Origin of the sequence: Halobaculum limi (assembly GCF_029490015.1) — an archaeon.
Lineage (GTDB): Archaea > Halobacteriota > Halobacteria > Halobacteriales > Haloferacaceae > Halobaculum > Halobaculum limi.
Genome location: NZ_CP120468.1, coordinates 548,354 through 564,346, shown reverse-complemented (window position 1 = coordinate 564,346; position 15,993 = coordinate 548,354). Strand labels below are relative to the sequence as shown.

Annotated in this window: 12 protein-coding genes and 1 tRNA gene; 7 read left to right on the top strand and 6 right to left on the bottom strand. The window is 64.0% G+C overall.

Going from position 1 to position 15,993, the window contains the following annotated elements; genetic code table 11:
* The first annotated feature begins 70 nt into the window (after positions 1 to 70).
* On the top strand, positions 71 to 487 hold the full coding sequence (locus P0D77_RS02900) for a DoxX family protein (RefSeq protein ID WP_277554663.1): 417 nt from the start codon (positions 71 to 73) through the stop codon (positions 485 to 487).
* 25 nt (positions 488 to 512) lie between these two features.
* On the opposite strand, the gene P0D77_RS02895 is transcribed toward P0D77_RS02900, so the two are convergent.
* From P0D77_RS02895 to P0D77_RS02875, 5 genes are all read right to left on the bottom strand, one after another.
* Positions 513 to 1,022: a quercetin 2,3-dioxygenase gene (locus tag P0D77_RS02895; RefSeq protein ID WP_277554662.1), complete on the bottom strand. Its 510-nt coding sequence runs from the start codon at positions 1,020 to 1,022 to the stop codon at positions 513 to 515.
* A 69-nt stretch (positions 1,023 to 1,091) separates the two neighbouring features.
* On the bottom strand, positions 1,092 to 1,964 hold the full coding sequence (locus P0D77_RS02890) for an ABC transporter permease subunit (protein WP_277554661.1): 873 nt from the start codon (positions 1,962 to 1,964) through the stop codon (positions 1,092 to 1,094).
* Positions 1,961 to 2,749, bottom strand: a complete 789-nt coding sequence (locus P0D77_RS02885) for an ABC transporter permease subunit (protein ID WP_277554660.1) — start codon at positions 2,747 to 2,749, stop codon at positions 1,961 to 1,963. Before P0D77_RS02885 ends, P0D77_RS02890 begins: the two co-directional genes overlap by 4 nt.
* On the bottom strand, positions 2,742 to 3,806 hold the full coding sequence (locus tag P0D77_RS02880; protein ID WP_277554659.1) for an ABC transporter ATP-binding protein: 1,065 nt from the start codon (positions 3,804 to 3,806) through the stop codon (positions 2,742 to 2,744). Before P0D77_RS02880 ends, P0D77_RS02885 begins: the two co-directional genes overlap by 8 nt.
* Positions 3,807 to 3,888: 82 nt before the next feature.
* Positions 3,889 to 4,317, bottom strand: a complete 429-nt coding sequence (locus P0D77_RS02875) for an EamA family transporter (RefSeq protein WP_277554658.1) — start codon at positions 4,315 to 4,317, stop codon at positions 3,889 to 3,891.
* Positions 4,318 to 4,607: 290 nt separating this feature from the next.
* Between P0D77_RS02875 and P0D77_RS02870 the strand changes: the two genes are divergently transcribed.
* A complete protein-coding gene (locus tag P0D77_RS02870) occupies positions 4,608 to 7,430 on the top strand; it encodes a COG1361 S-layer family protein (RefSeq protein ID WP_277554657.1) in 2,823 nt (940 codons plus the stop codon).
* The gene (locus P0D77_RS02865; RefSeq protein WP_277554656.1) at positions 7,430 to 9,913 is read left to right on the top strand and encodes an efflux RND transporter permease subunit; all 2,484 of its coding nucleotides are present in this window, start codon (positions 7,430 to 7,432) and stop codon (positions 9,911 to 9,913) included. Before P0D77_RS02870 ends, P0D77_RS02865 begins: the two co-directional genes overlap by 1 nt.
* 1,064 nt (positions 9,914 to 10,977) lie before the next feature.
* On the opposite strand, the gene P0D77_RS02860 is transcribed toward P0D77_RS02865, so the two are convergent.
* Positions 10,978 to 12,963: a S9 family peptidase gene (locus P0D77_RS02860; RefSeq protein ID WP_277554655.1), complete on the bottom strand. Its 1,986-nt coding sequence runs from the start codon at positions 12,961 to 12,963 to the stop codon at positions 10,978 to 10,980.
* A gap of 136 nt (positions 12,964 to 13,099) precedes the next feature.
* Between P0D77_RS02860 and P0D77_RS02855 the strand changes: the two genes are divergently transcribed.
* The 4 genes from P0D77_RS02855 (at position 13,100) to P0D77_RS02840 (ending at position 15,978) form a co-directional block, all read left to right on the top strand.
* Positions 13,100 to 13,681, top strand: a complete 582-nt coding sequence (locus P0D77_RS02855; RefSeq protein ID WP_277554654.1) for a flavodoxin domain-containing protein — start codon at positions 13,100 to 13,102, stop codon at positions 13,679 to 13,681.
* A 1,108-nt stretch (positions 13,682 to 14,789) separates the two neighbouring features.
* The gene (locus tag P0D77_RS02850) at positions 14,790 to 15,359 is read left to right on the top strand and encodes a homing endonuclease associated repeat-containing protein (RefSeq protein ID WP_277554653.1); all 570 of its coding nucleotides are present in this window, start codon (positions 14,790 to 14,792) and stop codon (positions 15,357 to 15,359) included.
* An 86-nt stretch (positions 15,360 to 15,445) separates the two neighbouring features.
* Positions 15,446 to 15,518: transfer RNA gene (locus P0D77_RS02845), tRNA-Gln, on the top strand.
* Between the two features lie 163 nt (positions 15,519 to 15,681).
* Positions 15,682 to 15,978 (top strand): HalOD1 output domain-containing protein, encoded by a 297-nt coding sequence (locus P0D77_RS02840; RefSeq protein ID WP_277554652.1) that lies wholly within the window; start codon positions 15,682 to 15,684, stop codon positions 15,976 to 15,978.
* Positions 15,979 to 15,993: the final 15 nt, after the last annotated feature.

Below are 15,993 nucleotides of genomic sequence, written 5' to 3'. Positions count from 1 at the left end.
TGACAGCATCTCTTTGAGCACGCCGCGAACGCCGCGAAGGCTTATCGGAGCGGCCGATGTGTCAGATCGTATGGCAGACGACATCGACACGGAGACGGACGACACTTCGACTGCGACCCAGCGAGCGCTTCCATCGCGACTCGGACGCCTGCTGTTCGGCCTCGGCTTGGCGTTGCAGGCGTCGGAAGACTTCCGCGATATGGATGACTCCATCGAGTACGCGGAGTCGGCGGGTGTCCCCGAACCCGACATGATGGCGCCGTTCGCCTCGGGGATGATGCTTGTCGGCGGGTTGGGAGTTGCCCTCTGGCGATTCCCGCGGATCGCGACCGGTGCGGTCGTTACCTTCCTCGCGGTGGTGACGCCGACGATGCACGACTTCTGGAATAAGGAGGGCGACGCCAGTGGCGAGCGACTCGCGTTCTTCGGCAACCTCGCGATGTTCGGGGCGGCGCTGGCGTTCCTGCGGGAGGCGTACCGCTCGTAGACGAGCGACGAACGGTTACCAGCGGTTATTGCGGAAGTGGGCCGAGGATGTCGAGGTCGTACGGTTCCGCGAGTGCGGTCAGCGCCTCGACGTCTGGTTCTGACTGCGGTGGCAGCGTCAGACTCGGTGCTGGCTCGCCGACAGCTCTGAAGAACCCCTCGAACCCACCGGGAGTCAACACGATGAGCATCCGGCAGGGGTCGTCACCAAGCACCCGGAATCCGTGTGGGACGCCTCGCGGCAGCCATACAGTGTCGCCCGGGCCAGCGGTCGTGCGCTCGTGTCCCTCGTCGCCGGAGCGACACTCGATCGACCCTTTGAGTACGTAGAACGTCTCGTCTTCGGCGTTGTGACGGTGAAACGGTGTCTCGAACCCCGCCGGTGCGAGGTGGTCAACGATGGTCATCGAGCCACCGCTGTCGGCCGCGTCGGTTTTGATCTGAACCAGGGCGTTGATGAACCAGATCGCCTCCCCGTCCTCGCTGCCGACGACGAACGGGCCTGCTGCCGCTCCGCTCCGCGTTGTTGATGCCATCGTTTATTCACCGTCCTGTCGTCGCGTGTCGGCAAATACTTGCGTTCACATTGCCATCTCGTCGCCGATTCACACGTCTCGTCGCTCGAACGCGACGACGCTCACCACGAGAACTGCCACGGTCGCCACACCGAGGAGTACGACGCCGCCAAGATCGTACTCGCCACGCACGATGATCGCTGTCGGGTCGAGATACCGCGCGGGCGAGAGCGCCCCGACCCACTCCAGCGCACTCCCGACGACGACCGCCTCGACTATCCACGCGGCGAAGACGACGCCGAGTCCGACGCGCCCGGCCGTCCGTCCGCCGTCGACGACGGTGCCGAGCAGGAGTCCGACCGCCCCCCACAGCAGGAGGTACGGCACCGACAGCGCGTGAAACACAGCGAGCGCCGACAGCGACAAACTCGCGTCGACAGCCAGCGAGACGCCGTACAGTGCGACCGGCACGACGGCGTTCACGACGACGATCGGAACGAGGAGTGCGAGGTACTTCCCCGCAAGCACGTCTGAGCGCCGGGCTGGCGCGACCAACAGGAGGTCCATCCGGTCTGTTGCGACGTCGCCGGCGACGCGAACCGCCGCGACGTACGCGACGTAGCCTGCGAGGCCGACGATCCAGCCCAACGTGTAAAACTCCGAGGCGAGCAGTCCCTCGACGCTTCCCAGCGACTCCAGTCCGAAGAGTGCCCGCAACGCCGGTGGAATCGCCTCTGTCAACTCCTCGATAGGGACGCCCGCCGTCACCTGCGGTCCGAGCCACACGTACAGCGACCCGAACAGCGACAGCGCGACTGTCGCCGCCGCCGTGGGTACGAGCAGTCGCTCTCCCTCGTAGCGTGCCACCGCGAGGATGGGGCTATCGGTGGTCACCTCACGAGTGGACGCCGTGGCTTGCTCGCTCCCCGTCGCTGTCGTGGAGTCGGCAGAATCTCCACTCATCGCAGGTCCACCTCGCGGAATCGGGCGGCGGCGACGAGCAACAACGCGGCGGTGGCGAGGAGGAGCAACGCCGCGCCGCCGAAGTCGTACTCGCTGAGGGCCAACACGGCGACGGGGTCGTAGTAGTGGGCGGGCCCGAGCGCCCCGAGCCACGATATGTCGCTGCCGGTGGTCGCGATGCCGAGGACGTACGTCGCAGCGACGAACCCCGCGGCCGCACCTTCGGCGACTCGACGCGACGGCGCGAGCACCGAGCACGCCAGTCCGAGTGCGGTACAACACAGCAGGTACGGCACCGACAGCGCGTGGACCGCGAGAACGTCTCTCGGCGGCAACGGGTCACCGATCAGCACCGACCCGCCGTACACGACGGCTGCGACGACGACGTTCGCAAGCACAATCGGCACGAGTAACGCGAGGTACGTCTCCCACAGCACGCGTGTCCGGGATATCGGCCCCGTCACTACCAGCGACAGCGTATCGTCTTCGATGCGGCCGGCGATGCTCCCCGCTGCGAGGTACGCGAGGTAGGCCCCGAGGCCGAACACCCACCCGAACACGTACAACTCCGCCGCGATGAAGCCTGCGAGCGTGCCGATGGTCTCCAAGCCGAACGACTCCACGAGCGCGGGTGGCAACTGGTCGGCGTACGCTGTCAAGTCGACCTGGTTGAGGAGACCCGGTGCGATGACGAGCATCATCGCCGCGAATGCGACGAATCCCAGCGTGACGACGACCGCTCCCAACAGGCGACGCTCGGCCTCGTAGCGAGCAACCTCAAACATCGGTCGACTCCTGACGGCCGTGTGCGGCGCCGGTGTCACGGTCGTGAGTACCAGTCTCGCCAGCCTCGTCATCGCCGCTCGCGTCGCTGTCGCCGCCTGCGCCGTGGCCGTTCGACGCTATCGGGTCGCTAGCAGGCGGGTCGTCGTGTGCGTCGGATCCATCGTAGAACCGCATAAACACCGACTCCAGTGGCGCCTCCTCGATGCTCAAATCGAGCAAGTCGAACTCAGAGAGCCACGCGAGCAACGGGTCGTACGCGCCGGTGTACGTGAACGAGACGGTGACTTCGCCGTCGTCCGCTTCGGTGGCCGTCTCCGTCACACGCACGTCGTGTGCACCCGAGAGCGTCACGTCCGCCTCGGTTAGCGACTCGGCGACGTGAACACTGACGGTCTTGCCGCTGCGCTCCAGCAGGCGGTCGACGTCCTCCAACGCCGCGAGTCGCCCGTCGCGGACGATGGCGACGCGGTCACACACCTTCCGCACCTCGCTCAACACGTGCGAAGAGAAGAACAGTGTCTTCCCCCGGTCGCGTTCCGCCCGGAGGAACTGGAGGAACCGCTCCTGCTTCAGCGGGTCCAGTCCAGACGTCGGTTCGTCCATAATCACCAGGTCCGGATCGTGCATAAACGCGAGTACGATTGCGAGCATCTGGCGATTTCCGCGTGAGTACTCTCCGACCGGGCGATCCAACGGCGGGTCGAACGACTCCAGCAGTTCCGCGCTGCGGACGTCTCCTCGGAGGGATCGATGGTACGCGAGGATCCGTCGACCGGTCACGCCGTCGTCAAAGCCGGGTTCACTCGGGAGGAAGCCGACGTTCGCACGGGCCGCTCGGAGGGCGTCGGCGTCTGTGATATCCGCACCGAGTACTCGTGCGGTCCCACTGGTCGGCGACTGCAGGCCCAACAGCGTCCGAATCGTCGTCGTCTTTCCCGCGCCGTTCGGGCCGAGGAAGCCGAACACCTCGCCCGACTCGACGGCGAAGGTGAGATCCTCGACGCCGCGGACATCGCCGTAGTACTTCGTGAGGCCATCGAGTTCGAGCGCGTTCATCACTTCCCATCCAATTGCTGCCGGACGGTATCAGCGTACCGCCGACGCACGTACGAGTTGCGGTACGGCGACCGCCAACGCCTCACCGCGCGAGGATCCCGATAGCGACCGCTCCGAGGACAACGCCGATGACTTTCCGCGCCGTCACTGGTTCGCGCAGCAACAGCACCCCGAGTATCGCCGAGAACACGAAGTAGAGGCCGGTGATCGTCGTCACTCGCCCGACGTCACCGTATTTCAGGCCCGTGTAGTACATAATCGACCCGAGGCCAGTCGCGACACCGGCAGCGACCGCGAAGCCGAAGTCCGCCGTCGAGATGTCTAATCCGCCCGGCGTCGAGAGGAAGTATCCGACGCCGAGTGCCGACGCGACGAGATACGAGATGACGAGGACAACCTCGGGTTCGGCCGACCGCGTCGCAAGTTTCGTGAATAGTGCCCAAAATCCCCACCCACCGGCCGCCGCGACTGCGAGCATCGCCGGCGAACTGAGCAGTCCGTGTTCGGTCATACCGACGACTCGACGGTTGGAGGTTAAAAACGGCGACCGTTCGTCCGCGGGGTCGCTAGTCGCCGCAAACTGGTCTTATCAGCGCGGTAGCACTTACTTATGCAACGCTGTTCGCTGCACTCCGTCCCACGGAGCGCGGTTACGAGTGACTTACTTCGGGGTGCACTTCGCGAGCACCGGGTAAGTCAGTCCACTACAAACAGGCCGGACGGGGTTCTCGGTGTCGTGCAGCGTTCGGAAGTAGCCCGCGGGCCGCCTCGGCGTCCCGGCCCGTGGACACGGCGGGACCGATGAGTCGCGAGCGACGCACTCGTGCGCTCCTCCTCTCGCTTCTTCTCGTCGTCGGAGCGGTCGCTGTGGTCGTCTCCGACGTTCCGACGGTCGCCGCGGGTGGTGACTCTGACGACGACTACGGAGACGACGGATCTGGTGACGGCGACGACGACGGCGGCGACAGTGACTCTGGCGACGGTAACTCCGGTGACGGTAATTCGGGAGACGGCGACTCCGACGATGGAACGACGCCCACGGAATCTCCGACGCCGACAGCGACGCCGACGCCGGTCACCGTCGAGGGTGAACCCGACATCGACGTGTTTCTCCCGGACAACACAGTGTCTCCCGGCGAGGAGCGTCGTCTCGTCGTCCAGGTCGCGAACGGCGGCACCGTCGACGACGAGGGGTTAGACACGCCACCGTCGGGCAGCGAGGCGGTGACGACGGCGCGGAACGTCCGCGTCGAGTTGGAGGACGGCGACGCCCCGGTGACGGTGAACACCGCAGAGACGGCGCTGGGCGACCTCCAGGCCGGGTCGGTGGCAGAGGTCGGATTCGACATCGTCGTCGACGAGGACGCCGATCCCGGCGTCTACGACCTCGACGTGACGGTTGAGTACGACTACACCGAGGAGATCACGAACGACGACAGCGAGCGAGAGTCCGAACAGGATACGTTCGAGGTCGAGCTGGTCGTGACCGAAGATGGGCGCTTCGTCGTGCGGTCGGTCGACGAAGACCTCCAGGTCGGGGAGACGGGTCCGGTCGAGATCGACTTGCGGAACGTCGGCGAGGAGGACCTGCGCGACGCGACGGTGACGGTACGCTCGCCGAACGCCGACCTCACGCTCGGGGGCGGGGCCGACTCGTCGACGCGGTCGGTCGGCGACTGGGACGACGGCGACACCGAGACCATCACGGTCGACGCGACGCTGGCGCCGGACGCCGCTACCCAGGAGTACCCGCTCGAACTCACCGTATCGTACACCGACGAGAACGGGAATCGAGAGACATCTGGCGTCCTCGTCGTCACTATCGATCCCGACGACGCACAGTCGTTCGACGTTACGGACGTCGAGAGCACGCTCAGCGTCGGCCAGGAGGGCCGTGTGAGCGGGACTGTCGTCAACGATGGCCCACGTGACGTCGAGACGGCCGTACTTCGCATCACCGAGACGGACGACAACCTCCAGCCACGCGAGCGACTCGTCGTCCTCGGGGACTTAGAGGAAGACGACGAGGCTGACTTCAGCATCCCGGCGTCCGTCTTAGACACCGCACAGCCCGGGCCACGACGGTTCGTTGTCGTCATCGAGTACGTCACAGCCGATGGCGACCGGCGCGAGAGCGACCCAATCACCGTGATCGCGGATGTCTCCAGCGAGACGGAGCGGTTCGAACTCACGACCGTTGACGCGCGACTGCAGGCGAACGACGACGGGCCACTCGTACTTACCATCGTCAACCGCGGCGACGAGACGCTCACCGATGCGACCGTCTCGCTCACCTCGCAGAGTCCGGCGCTCGCCATCGGCGAGAGTTCTGAAGACACGCGGTTCGTCGGTCGGTGGCGACCGGGCGAACAGCGCGTCGTCCGGTACGTCGTCGACGCCGGCGACGAGGCTGGCGGGCAGACGTACGCGTTCGAGGCGTCGGTCGAGTTCACTGACGAGGAGGGACAGTCGCGCCAGTCGGATCCGCTCGCGTTCGGTGCGACGCCCGCCGCGAGACAGACATTCGACGCCCGAACCCTCAACAGTACCCTGCGCGTCGGCGAAGAAGGTCGCGTCACCGTCGCGGTGACGAACACGGGGCCGACGAACGTGAGCGCCGTCGCCGTCACGCTCGCGACGGACACGGGCAACGTCGCGCCCATCGAGACGGAAGCCGCCCTCGGCGACCTCGCCGCGGGCGAGACAGCCGTGTTCGACCTGCCGATCGAAATCACGACGAACGGCGCACCCGGCACTCGACAGTTCGTCTACGACATCGCGTACACCGATGACGACGGCGACCGCCGCGACGGTGACTCGCTCACCACGGACGTGCGCGTCGCGCCCGAACGTGACCCGTTCGTCGTTGAGCGTGAGGACTTGCGCGTTACCGCCGGGCAAAGTGGCGTCATCGAACTCACGCTGACGAACAACCTCGGCGTCCGGCTCACCGATATCCAGGCGAAGGCATTCGCGGACGACCCGCTCTCTGTCGACGACGACCAGGCGTTCATCGCCTCGCTCGACCCGGACGAGTCCGTGACGATTCGCTTCACCGTCTCGGCCGCTGGTGGCGCCAGCGAGAAGCCGTACCTCCTCTCGGTTGATTTCCTGTACACGACGCCTGACGGCGACTCACAACTCTCGGATCCGGTGAACGTTGGGGTGATGGTCGTCCAACCACCGCCACAGCAGTTCCCTGACTGGATCATCCCCCTCCTCTTAGGGATCATCATCCTCATCGTGGCCGGATACCTCATCCGACGCCGCCTCGGACGGCGGAGCACGCCCCCACCACGAGAGGATGTGCCGACAGCGGCCCAAGATGGTGGCGTCGACCAGGGCGACTCAATCCCCGAAGCCGTGATGGAGTGGGTTGACTTCGGTGGGAGCGGCGAAAGCGATGCGAGCGACGCCAGCGAGACTGACGGCGGCGTGGACGATGACTCAGGGAGTGACGTGATGGAATGGGTCGACCTCGGTGAGAGTGACGCACCCGACATCAGCGAGACTGACAGCGGCGTGAGTGCGGATGACAAGTCAGCCTCCCGACCCGGGGGGGACGTGATGGAATGGGTCGACCCCGACGATATCACAACTGACGAACGACCCGGGGAGCACTGATGCGAGCGTACGAACGCGTCATCCGCGCCGTCTCACGCGCAACGGTCGAGCGGCCGGGTGCAGTCGTCGTGGTGTTTCTCGCCGTCACGGCGGTATTCGCGGTCGGTCTCGGTAACATCTCCACCGACGCGGGGACGAGTCAGTTCACCGAAGACCTCCCGGCACAGACCGCGTTCGAAGCGGTCAACGAGGAGTTCTCACCGACGTTTCAGGAGAGTTCTGGAAGCACGCAACTGATCCAGTCGGCACCGAACGTCCTCTCGAAACCCGAACTGTTGCGGATGCTGGAGGCCCAAAAGCGACTCGCAGACACGTCGAGTTTGCGCGTCACGAGTACGTCGAGTGCAGCGTCGGTGATCGCACAGACGCTCGATCCGAGTGCGCAAACGCTTGATGCGCAGATCCGCGTTGTAGAGAACGCGACGCCCCGAGAGATCGACGAGGCGGTCCGCACCGCAAGCGAGAACGAGGGGTTCACGAGCCAACTCAGCGACGACTTCAACGAACACGCGGCGACCGCGAGTGCGACCGTCGCCGTCGTCGTCCACTCGCCCATCGGCAGCACCGGCGGCGCGGCGGGCGCGGGTACTGACAGTCCGCTCACCTCGCTGCAACTGCGGTCGCAGAACGTCGTCGCGACCGTCGACGGCGACATCACCGTGTTCGGGGGTGGCCTCGTCTCCGCAGAGTTCTCGAACGTCGTCTTCGACTCGCTCATCCTCGTGTTGCCGGCGTCGATCACCCTCATCTTCGTCTTCCTCGTCGTCGCGTACCGCGACCCGATCGACCTCCTGTTGGGGGTGATCGCACTCGGCGTCACGCTCGTCTGGACGTTCGGCTTCCTCGGTCTCGCCGGCATCGCCTTCTCGCAACTGCTCATCGCGATTCCACCGCTGTTGCTCGCGGTCGGCATCGACTTCGGCATCCACAGCGTCAATCGCTATCGCGAAGAGCGCATCACCGGGCGCAGCATCACGGCGTCGATGTCGACCGCGAATCGGCAACTGCTCGTCGCCTTCTTCATCGTCACGGGGACGACTGCGCTGGGGTTCGCCGCGAACGTCACCAGCGACCTCGGCCCCATCCGCGAGTTCGGGCTCGTCGCCGCCGTCGGCATCACGTTCACGTTCCTCATCTTCGGCGTGTTCTTGCCTGCGATGAAGGTGCTGTCCGACCGCGCTCGCGAGCGCCGCAACTTCCCGACGTTCGGCCAACGACCGCTCGGCGCGGAAGGGTCGTTGCTCGGGCGCATCTCCGCGAGTGGCCTCTTTCTCGCACGGCGCGTGCCGCGAGCCTTCACCGTGTTCGTCGTCGTCCTCGCCGTGAGTTCGAGCGTCTACGGCCTCGGCGTCGACACGTCGTTCTCACAGGAGGACTTCCTCCCGCCCGAGGAGACGCCGGCAGTCTTCGACGACCTCCCAGAGCCGTTTCGCCCCAGCGACTACTCCGTCACGGGCACGCTGAACTTTCTCGAAGCCAATTTCGAGCAGTCACAGGGTGACTCCGTCACCATATACGTGCAAGGCTCACTCCAAGAAGATCACACCCTCGAATCGTTCGCACGGGCGAGGGAGAACCCACCGGCGGGCGTCGTCGCGTCGAATCGAACCGCAGAGACAGAGAGCATCCTCACCGTCATCGAGTCGCGGTCGGCGGCCTCGCCTGAGTTCCGCCGCCTCGTCGAGCGAAACGACGCCAACGACAACGGGATTCCCGACGATAACCTCGACCAGATATACGCAGCGCTGTTAGACTCGCCCGCCCGCGACCAGACGCTCCGATACATCACCGAGGATCGGCGCGCCGCCCGCATCGTCTACCAATTCGAGGCGGATACGACTCAAGACGAGGTGACGCAGTCGGGCCAAGAACTCGAAGACCGATACCGGTTCGGGGCTATCGCGACCGGCGAGACCATCGTATTTCAGGCGGTCTCAGACGTGATCCTCGCGTCGGCGCTCACCAGCCTCGCGGTCGCACTCACCGCGACGGCGGTGTTTCTCGTCCTCATCTACGCGATACTCGAGGGCCGACCGTCGCTCGGGTTGGTCAACCTCGTCCCCATCGTTATCACCATCGGCTTCCTCGTCGGGTCGATGCGTGCGCTGGACCTGCCGGTCAACGCTCTCACTGCCACCATCCTCTCGATCACGATCGGGCTCGGAACCGACTACTCCGCCCACATTGTCCACCGATTCGCCGACGAGTATGGCCCCGACGTCACCGTCGACGACGCACTCGACGATGCCGTCCGGGGAACGGGGAGCGCCCTCGCCGGGAGTATGCTCACCACCACCAGCGGTATCGGCGTCCTCGTGTTCGCTATCACGCCCGTTCTCGGACAGTTCGGCGTGCTCACCGCGCTGTCCATCTTCTACTCGTACGTGACCGCTGTCTTCCTCACACCCTCGGTCTTGGTCATCTGGGAGCGCATCGTCGAACGTCGTCGCACTGCTGTTCGGCAGGCGATCCCCGTTCAGTGAAGTTCCACAATCGGTGATAGCGAGTTGAGATCGCTGTAGAGCCGCTCTCGTGTCCGTACAGGCGCCTCAGTGTGATCACAGAAGTTCGAGGCGGAAGCCCACGACTGTAGTCGTGGGAGGAAGCCGACAGGCTCGACACGTTCCTCGGGCGACGACACGCCGATTTCGCCACCGTTCGAGTTATGCTCTCGCGTCCCGTAGCGTCGAGCACACTCCTGGTCGGCCAAACGTGTTGACCGTGGTGGGGCGTTCGTAAGCACGCCCTGACATCGGGGACGGATGACGCCTCGTCGCTCTCGTCGTATCAAGCGTCGATGAAACGAGGGGAGTCCACCGATAAGTAACGCGGTGTGAGACGGTTTCGGACGCAGACCACGGGTCGGAACACCACGCAGGAAACCCCTCCGTGTGACCGACCTGCCGTCGTGCAACCCGCCCTCGGCGGCGGACGAAGCGTGGGCCGAAACCCCTTGCGGGGGAAAGCCCACGACTTCAGTCGTGGGTAGCTTACAACTGGTGCGTACTGCCGGAAGAGAGGAAGTACGTGCAGTGTCTGTCGACTTGTGGGCGTGGCCAGAACACACCGCCCTGCTTTATCGAACCGCCGAAAAACACGTGTATCAGGGGATGTAGGGGCTCTCTATGCTTAGAGGTGGGTCTTCGCGATACCGCACATTGGGGTCCGAGAATTCTCACAATCGGCTTCCGTCTGCCGATTCTACCGCGTGCAGCTCCGGTCTCGAGTGCAGCCACCCCGACTGTGAGCGACTGCCCCCTTGCGTTTCAGGCGTCTCTCTCGCGTGGAACTGGCCGCAGCGTTGCTCTGCTGGGCGAATCTTCATCACTCTCGCTTGGACTGAATCCACTCCTCCCTTCCGGCAATGCGAACTAATTGTGACTCTCAAACGACTCACCGAGCAGCTCGTAGCGCCCGTATTACGCCGCGAGCAGGCGTTTACCCGATTGTGACAATTCAACCGTGACGTGTCCGACCGCTGCAACGAACTGCGGGGCTGCTCCCCATCACGATGGAGTCATCCTCCACGTGGGTTACTGACTTCTGCTCACCCAAGGTGCTCGTCGAACGCGGCTTCAATTTGCGGTAAGACGCGTTCCCACGTCGACCGCTGTGAGAAGACGTGCTTCTCGTCCGGGTAGTACTCCCACTCGTGGTCAGCGTCGCAGTCGAGCAGTTCGTCGACGAGTAGATCAAGTTGCTCAACGTTGACGTAGCGGTCGCCCGTCCCGTGAAAGCTGTAGAGGGGGTTCTCATAGTTCTCAACGTGGGTCACAGGACTGCCCTGGTCCCACGCGTCGGTCGCCTCCCAGGGCTCGCCACCAAGCCGGACTGCCATCGAAGAGGCGGCGGCGGGGTACTTGGTCGCCTCCGCCCAGTCGCGGTACAGTTCGAGGTCGGCCAGTCCTGCGAGGTTGACCGCGACGTCGAACGCCTCGGGGTGGGTCCCGAGCAGTTGGAGTGCTGCATAGCCACCGTACGAGAGCCCCCACATCCCGACCGCATCGGCATCAACGTAATCGAGGGTACGGAGATACGCAGCGCCGGCGACGATATCTTCCATCTCGTCGTCGCCACGGTTGCCTGCCAGCGCGGCGCGGAAGTCAGCGCCATATCCAATGCCGCCGCGGTAGTTGACGAACAGACCGACGTACCCTTCGTGGGCGAGGTACTGCTGGAAGGCGTACGCAAGGCCGTACGACCGCGACGGGTGCCAGCCATCGCGCATCTGCCGCATCGGGCCGCCGTGAACCCACACCACTGCGGGCAGGTCCGTCGCATCGTCATCAACCGCGTCGCCCTCGCGCGGGTCGAGCAGGTACGACTCAATTTCGAGGCCGCCAACGGAGTCGACGGTGACGCGCTCAGGAGTGAGCGGCTCGATCGGCCACTCGTCGACAACCGAGTGGGTGATGCGGTGTGTCTCGCCCGTCTCGGGGTCTAGCAGTCGGAGTTCGGGGCTGGTGGCTTGGCCCGCGTGGACATACGCGAGTGCGTCGCCATCGGGCGAGGGCCGCGGGTAGACGCTGGTCCCCTCAGGTTCCACGACCGTTCGAGTCTCTCCGTTGCGGTCGACCGCGTATATGCCCCGCCGGCCGCGGTTTGCCCGGTTCGACGCGAACACGAGTTCCTCGTTTGAGCGCCACTGCGGGCGCGACCCTGCGAGGCCTTTGTCTTCGAACGCGCCTGCGGTGAGTTGCGTCCGCGCTCCTGCGTCGACGTCGACGACGTACACGTGTTCCCAGCCATCATCGGGTACCGTGAGTGCGAGCTGACCCCCATTGGGTGAAACAGTCGGTGCACCCCGCGAGAGCGTCCCACGTTCGCGATTCTGTTCGCGATAGAGCACCTGCTCAGTCCCGTCGTCGGTGTCGACAGCAACCACCTCACGAACGGTCCCGTGTTCACCCGCCCGGTCGACGAGGAGGCGCCCGTCACCGAGCCACTGCGGGGTGGTGGTCGCATATGCTTGCTCGCGACTTCGCCAGTGCAGGTCGCCAGTCGCGGTGTCGACCACGCCCACCTGTTTCGTGTCGAACTCGACGAAGCGAGACGCCAGCAGCCGGTCGTCAGGCCCCCACGCGAGCATCTCCGACTCTCCGAGAAACGTCCCTCGCTCGGGCACGTCGAATCGCTCGTCGGTGCCGTCGTCAAGGTGATACACCGTCGGCGTCCCGTCACGATAGTATGCCACCCGCTCACCGTCGCTCGTCCACGCGAGGTCATCGCCGTCGGCGTGGCCAGTGAGCGTCTCGACTGTCTCGCGGTCGGCGTTCACGAGCGCCGCCCGCCCATCATCGGTCACGACGGCCAGCCGTGCCGGGGTCGACGCCGGTGCCCACGCGACGGCCGCGACACCCTCGCCGTCGAGATCGACTTGCCAGGGCTCGCTTGGGTCTGCCGCAGCGGCAATGGTGAGGACGGCTCCATCGTCGCCGGTGAGGGTCGCAGCGACGTACGTCCCGTCGGCGCTCCACGTGGGAGCGCTTGGATATTCGATATCGAGGACGTCCGAAATGGTAAGGTCTGACATACTCGGACCTCTCTGGCGACTGTTGAGAACCCTCGGGTCATCCAACGCAGACAAGACCGGGCTCTGACGAGCAGGCAGTGAACGCGCTGTGGTGCTAGCTTCATATGACAACGAGTTGAACACCCTGTTGAGGACGATGGCCAACTTGCTCGTCGCGTACGGGACCGGTGAGGGACAGACGGCGAAGGTAGCCGAGCACATCGGCGAGACACTCCGCGATCGTGGACACGACGCGACGGTGGTCGACCTCGCGGATGGTGACCCGGCGGTCACGGAGTACGACGCAGTGCTCGTCGGGTCGTCTATCCACTACGGCAAACACGGGAAGCGAGTGCGGCGGTTCGTCCGTGACAACGGCGATGCACTCGCCGCGCGTCCGACGGCGTTTTTCCAACTCTCGCTGGCGTCTGCAACTGATACCGATGACGCGGCCGCAGAGACCGCTGGCTACATCGAGGAGTTTATCGACGCGACCGAGTGGCACCCTGACCGCATTGGTGCGTTCGGTGGCGCGCTTCGCTACTCGGAGTACGGCTTCCTGAAGCGACTGCTGATGCGCCGGATCACTCGCGAGTCGTTCCCCGATGCCGACACTTCGGGCGATACGGAGTTCACCGACTGGGATGAGGTGACGGCGTTCGCGAACGACGTCGCCGCCTTCGTCGAGGGTCGACTCGGCGTCGTGCCGCCCGAGGCGACGGACGATGCCACCGAGTGACCGGTCCAGTGTGGGTCGCGCTGGGGGTGTCGAACAGTCACTGATGGGAGACTCGGATTCGCGTTGGTAGCACAGCCTGTCGTCGGAGTACGTCGGCTGTCGATGCGATCTCGCTCCAGTCGAAGTGTAGGGGTGACGTCGATCGTGACGACATCTGAATCCATACTGCGTACATCCCCTGATTCCGGGGGTCTCTGGCCGTGTCGCTCTCGAATCACCGATAATCGGCCTCGTATGACCGCGTACATGCCCGCGATCCTCCGCTATACGCGTGAGTAGGCGGTAATACGGGATTCATTGTCACCCGGGTGAGATATCTCGTCGACGACGTAAGTCCCGGGTGCCGTATCTTCCCGGGAGACGCCCGCTCTGTCGGGTCGGCTGTGTGCCGTCGCGACGCCGACTCAGTCAAAACGCTCGAATTTAGGGGTGTACGAAGGGGTATGCGGCGATATCGCTGTTCGTGGTGAGGTGAGCCGACAGCAGCTCCTAGCCCTGGATGGCGATTTATCGCCTGATTTCGGGCTTCTGGGGCTGAGATACGTCGGAATTCGGATTATGTGCTTCGTGGGGCGATGGCGGCTGCTGATCCCGATAGCAGGCTGCTTTCCCGCAAAATCGGCCGATGTACGCGATTTCGCCGATCTGAGGGGGTGGTTGGAGTTGCCAGGGAACTCTACTACCTCACGATATCGGCGCTTAGACGACGTCTCGGGCGATCGTGGTGCTCGCCAGCATCAGGTGACTGACACTCGTATTCGCCTTGGGTATGGTAGTTATCGTACGGACTCATTGAACCACGTATACAGCGGTTGTAGCGGCCGCTGTACACGGATGCGTGCTCCTATTGCTTCATCACCGCCTCCCGAAATCGCCTTCGAGACGCGTTCTCTGAGGGGTGTACGAATTGTGTCTGTTGGAATGCACGAATCCCCTCGATCTGAACGCGTCTGTTTCGACTGGAGACCGAGTCTCACGGGCAGTCCAACTGGTGTGTCGATTGGTTCGTTGTGTGTCTGTGGCCGGCCCCATCGCGTGGGAGTTTATCGCCCCCTGACGGGTGCGGGGCGAATCTTCAAATCCGAAGACGAGCCCAGCAAGCTCCGATATGGCTACGAAACACGACTGTCTCGACGCACTACGCAAAGCTGCTGAACACCTTGGTGAATCACCGACGAAGCAACAGTACGAGGAACTGGGACTCACACCAGCATCAGCAACGATCATCAAGCACTGCGGGGGATGGAACGCCGCGAAGGAGGACGCCGGCTTGGAAACGTTCGATCAAGCACGGAACGGGCCCGGTGTGGACCCCAAACCCGACCGAGTTGACCTTCCACCGGGGACCAGCTGGGAGCAACTCACTCCGTACCAACGCTGGTACCACAAGAACGCCGAACAGGAGATTGAGAAGAAAGAGCGAAGACGGGCACGACTCCGGCGATGGCTCCACCGATACAAACGAGACGAGTGTGCGTGTGAGCGCTGTGGTGAGGGAGATCCGGCGTGCTTGGACTTCCACCACATCGTCCCCGAAGAGAAGTCACTGGGAATCGCGAAGATGATCGCCCAAGGATATGCGGAGCGAAACATCCTCACTGAAATCGAGAAATGCGAGGTACTCTGTTCGAACTGCCATCGTAAGGAGCATTACTCGCTCCCTGGGTCACTGACTTGAGGACGACTGACTGCTGTAGCATCGCTTCGCAACACTCATTAACTCCAACGAGTTATGCAGGAATGCGCACGAGCGTATCCCGGATTAGTCCCATGGGGTAGTGGCCAATCCTGTTGCCTTCTGGGGGCAACGACGAAGGTTCGAATCCTTCTGGGACTACTTCTCTCCGACGCTTCATCTCCATTACTTCTCCACCACCGTCTAGTGATCTCCAGTCGAAACAAAGGGGTTGTCGACCACCCTCCCTCGCCGGAATCTGAGGTTTGACTGATAGCTCGCATCTCCACAACAAGTATATGCGCTTACCCGTCCTCCATCTGGTATGAACGAGACGACCGAACCTGACAGACGACGCTTGAAGCCGTTAGGGACGTCACTCGTTCACGACACGTACGACTGGTCGCGTACGTCACCGATCGAGGGGGTTACTCGAACGATCGCCGCGGCGACGGGTACCTCCTACGTTGACCTCGAGCCGCTACACAACGTCGTCCACACGGATGCGTTGACGAGTCTCGTCGAACCCGACACCAACGATCCGGTGAACGTCACGTTCCAATACGAGGGGTATCTCGTGTCGGTCCACAGTTCTGGCGACGTGTTGTTGTACCACGGCTGAGTCGGCAACCCGCTG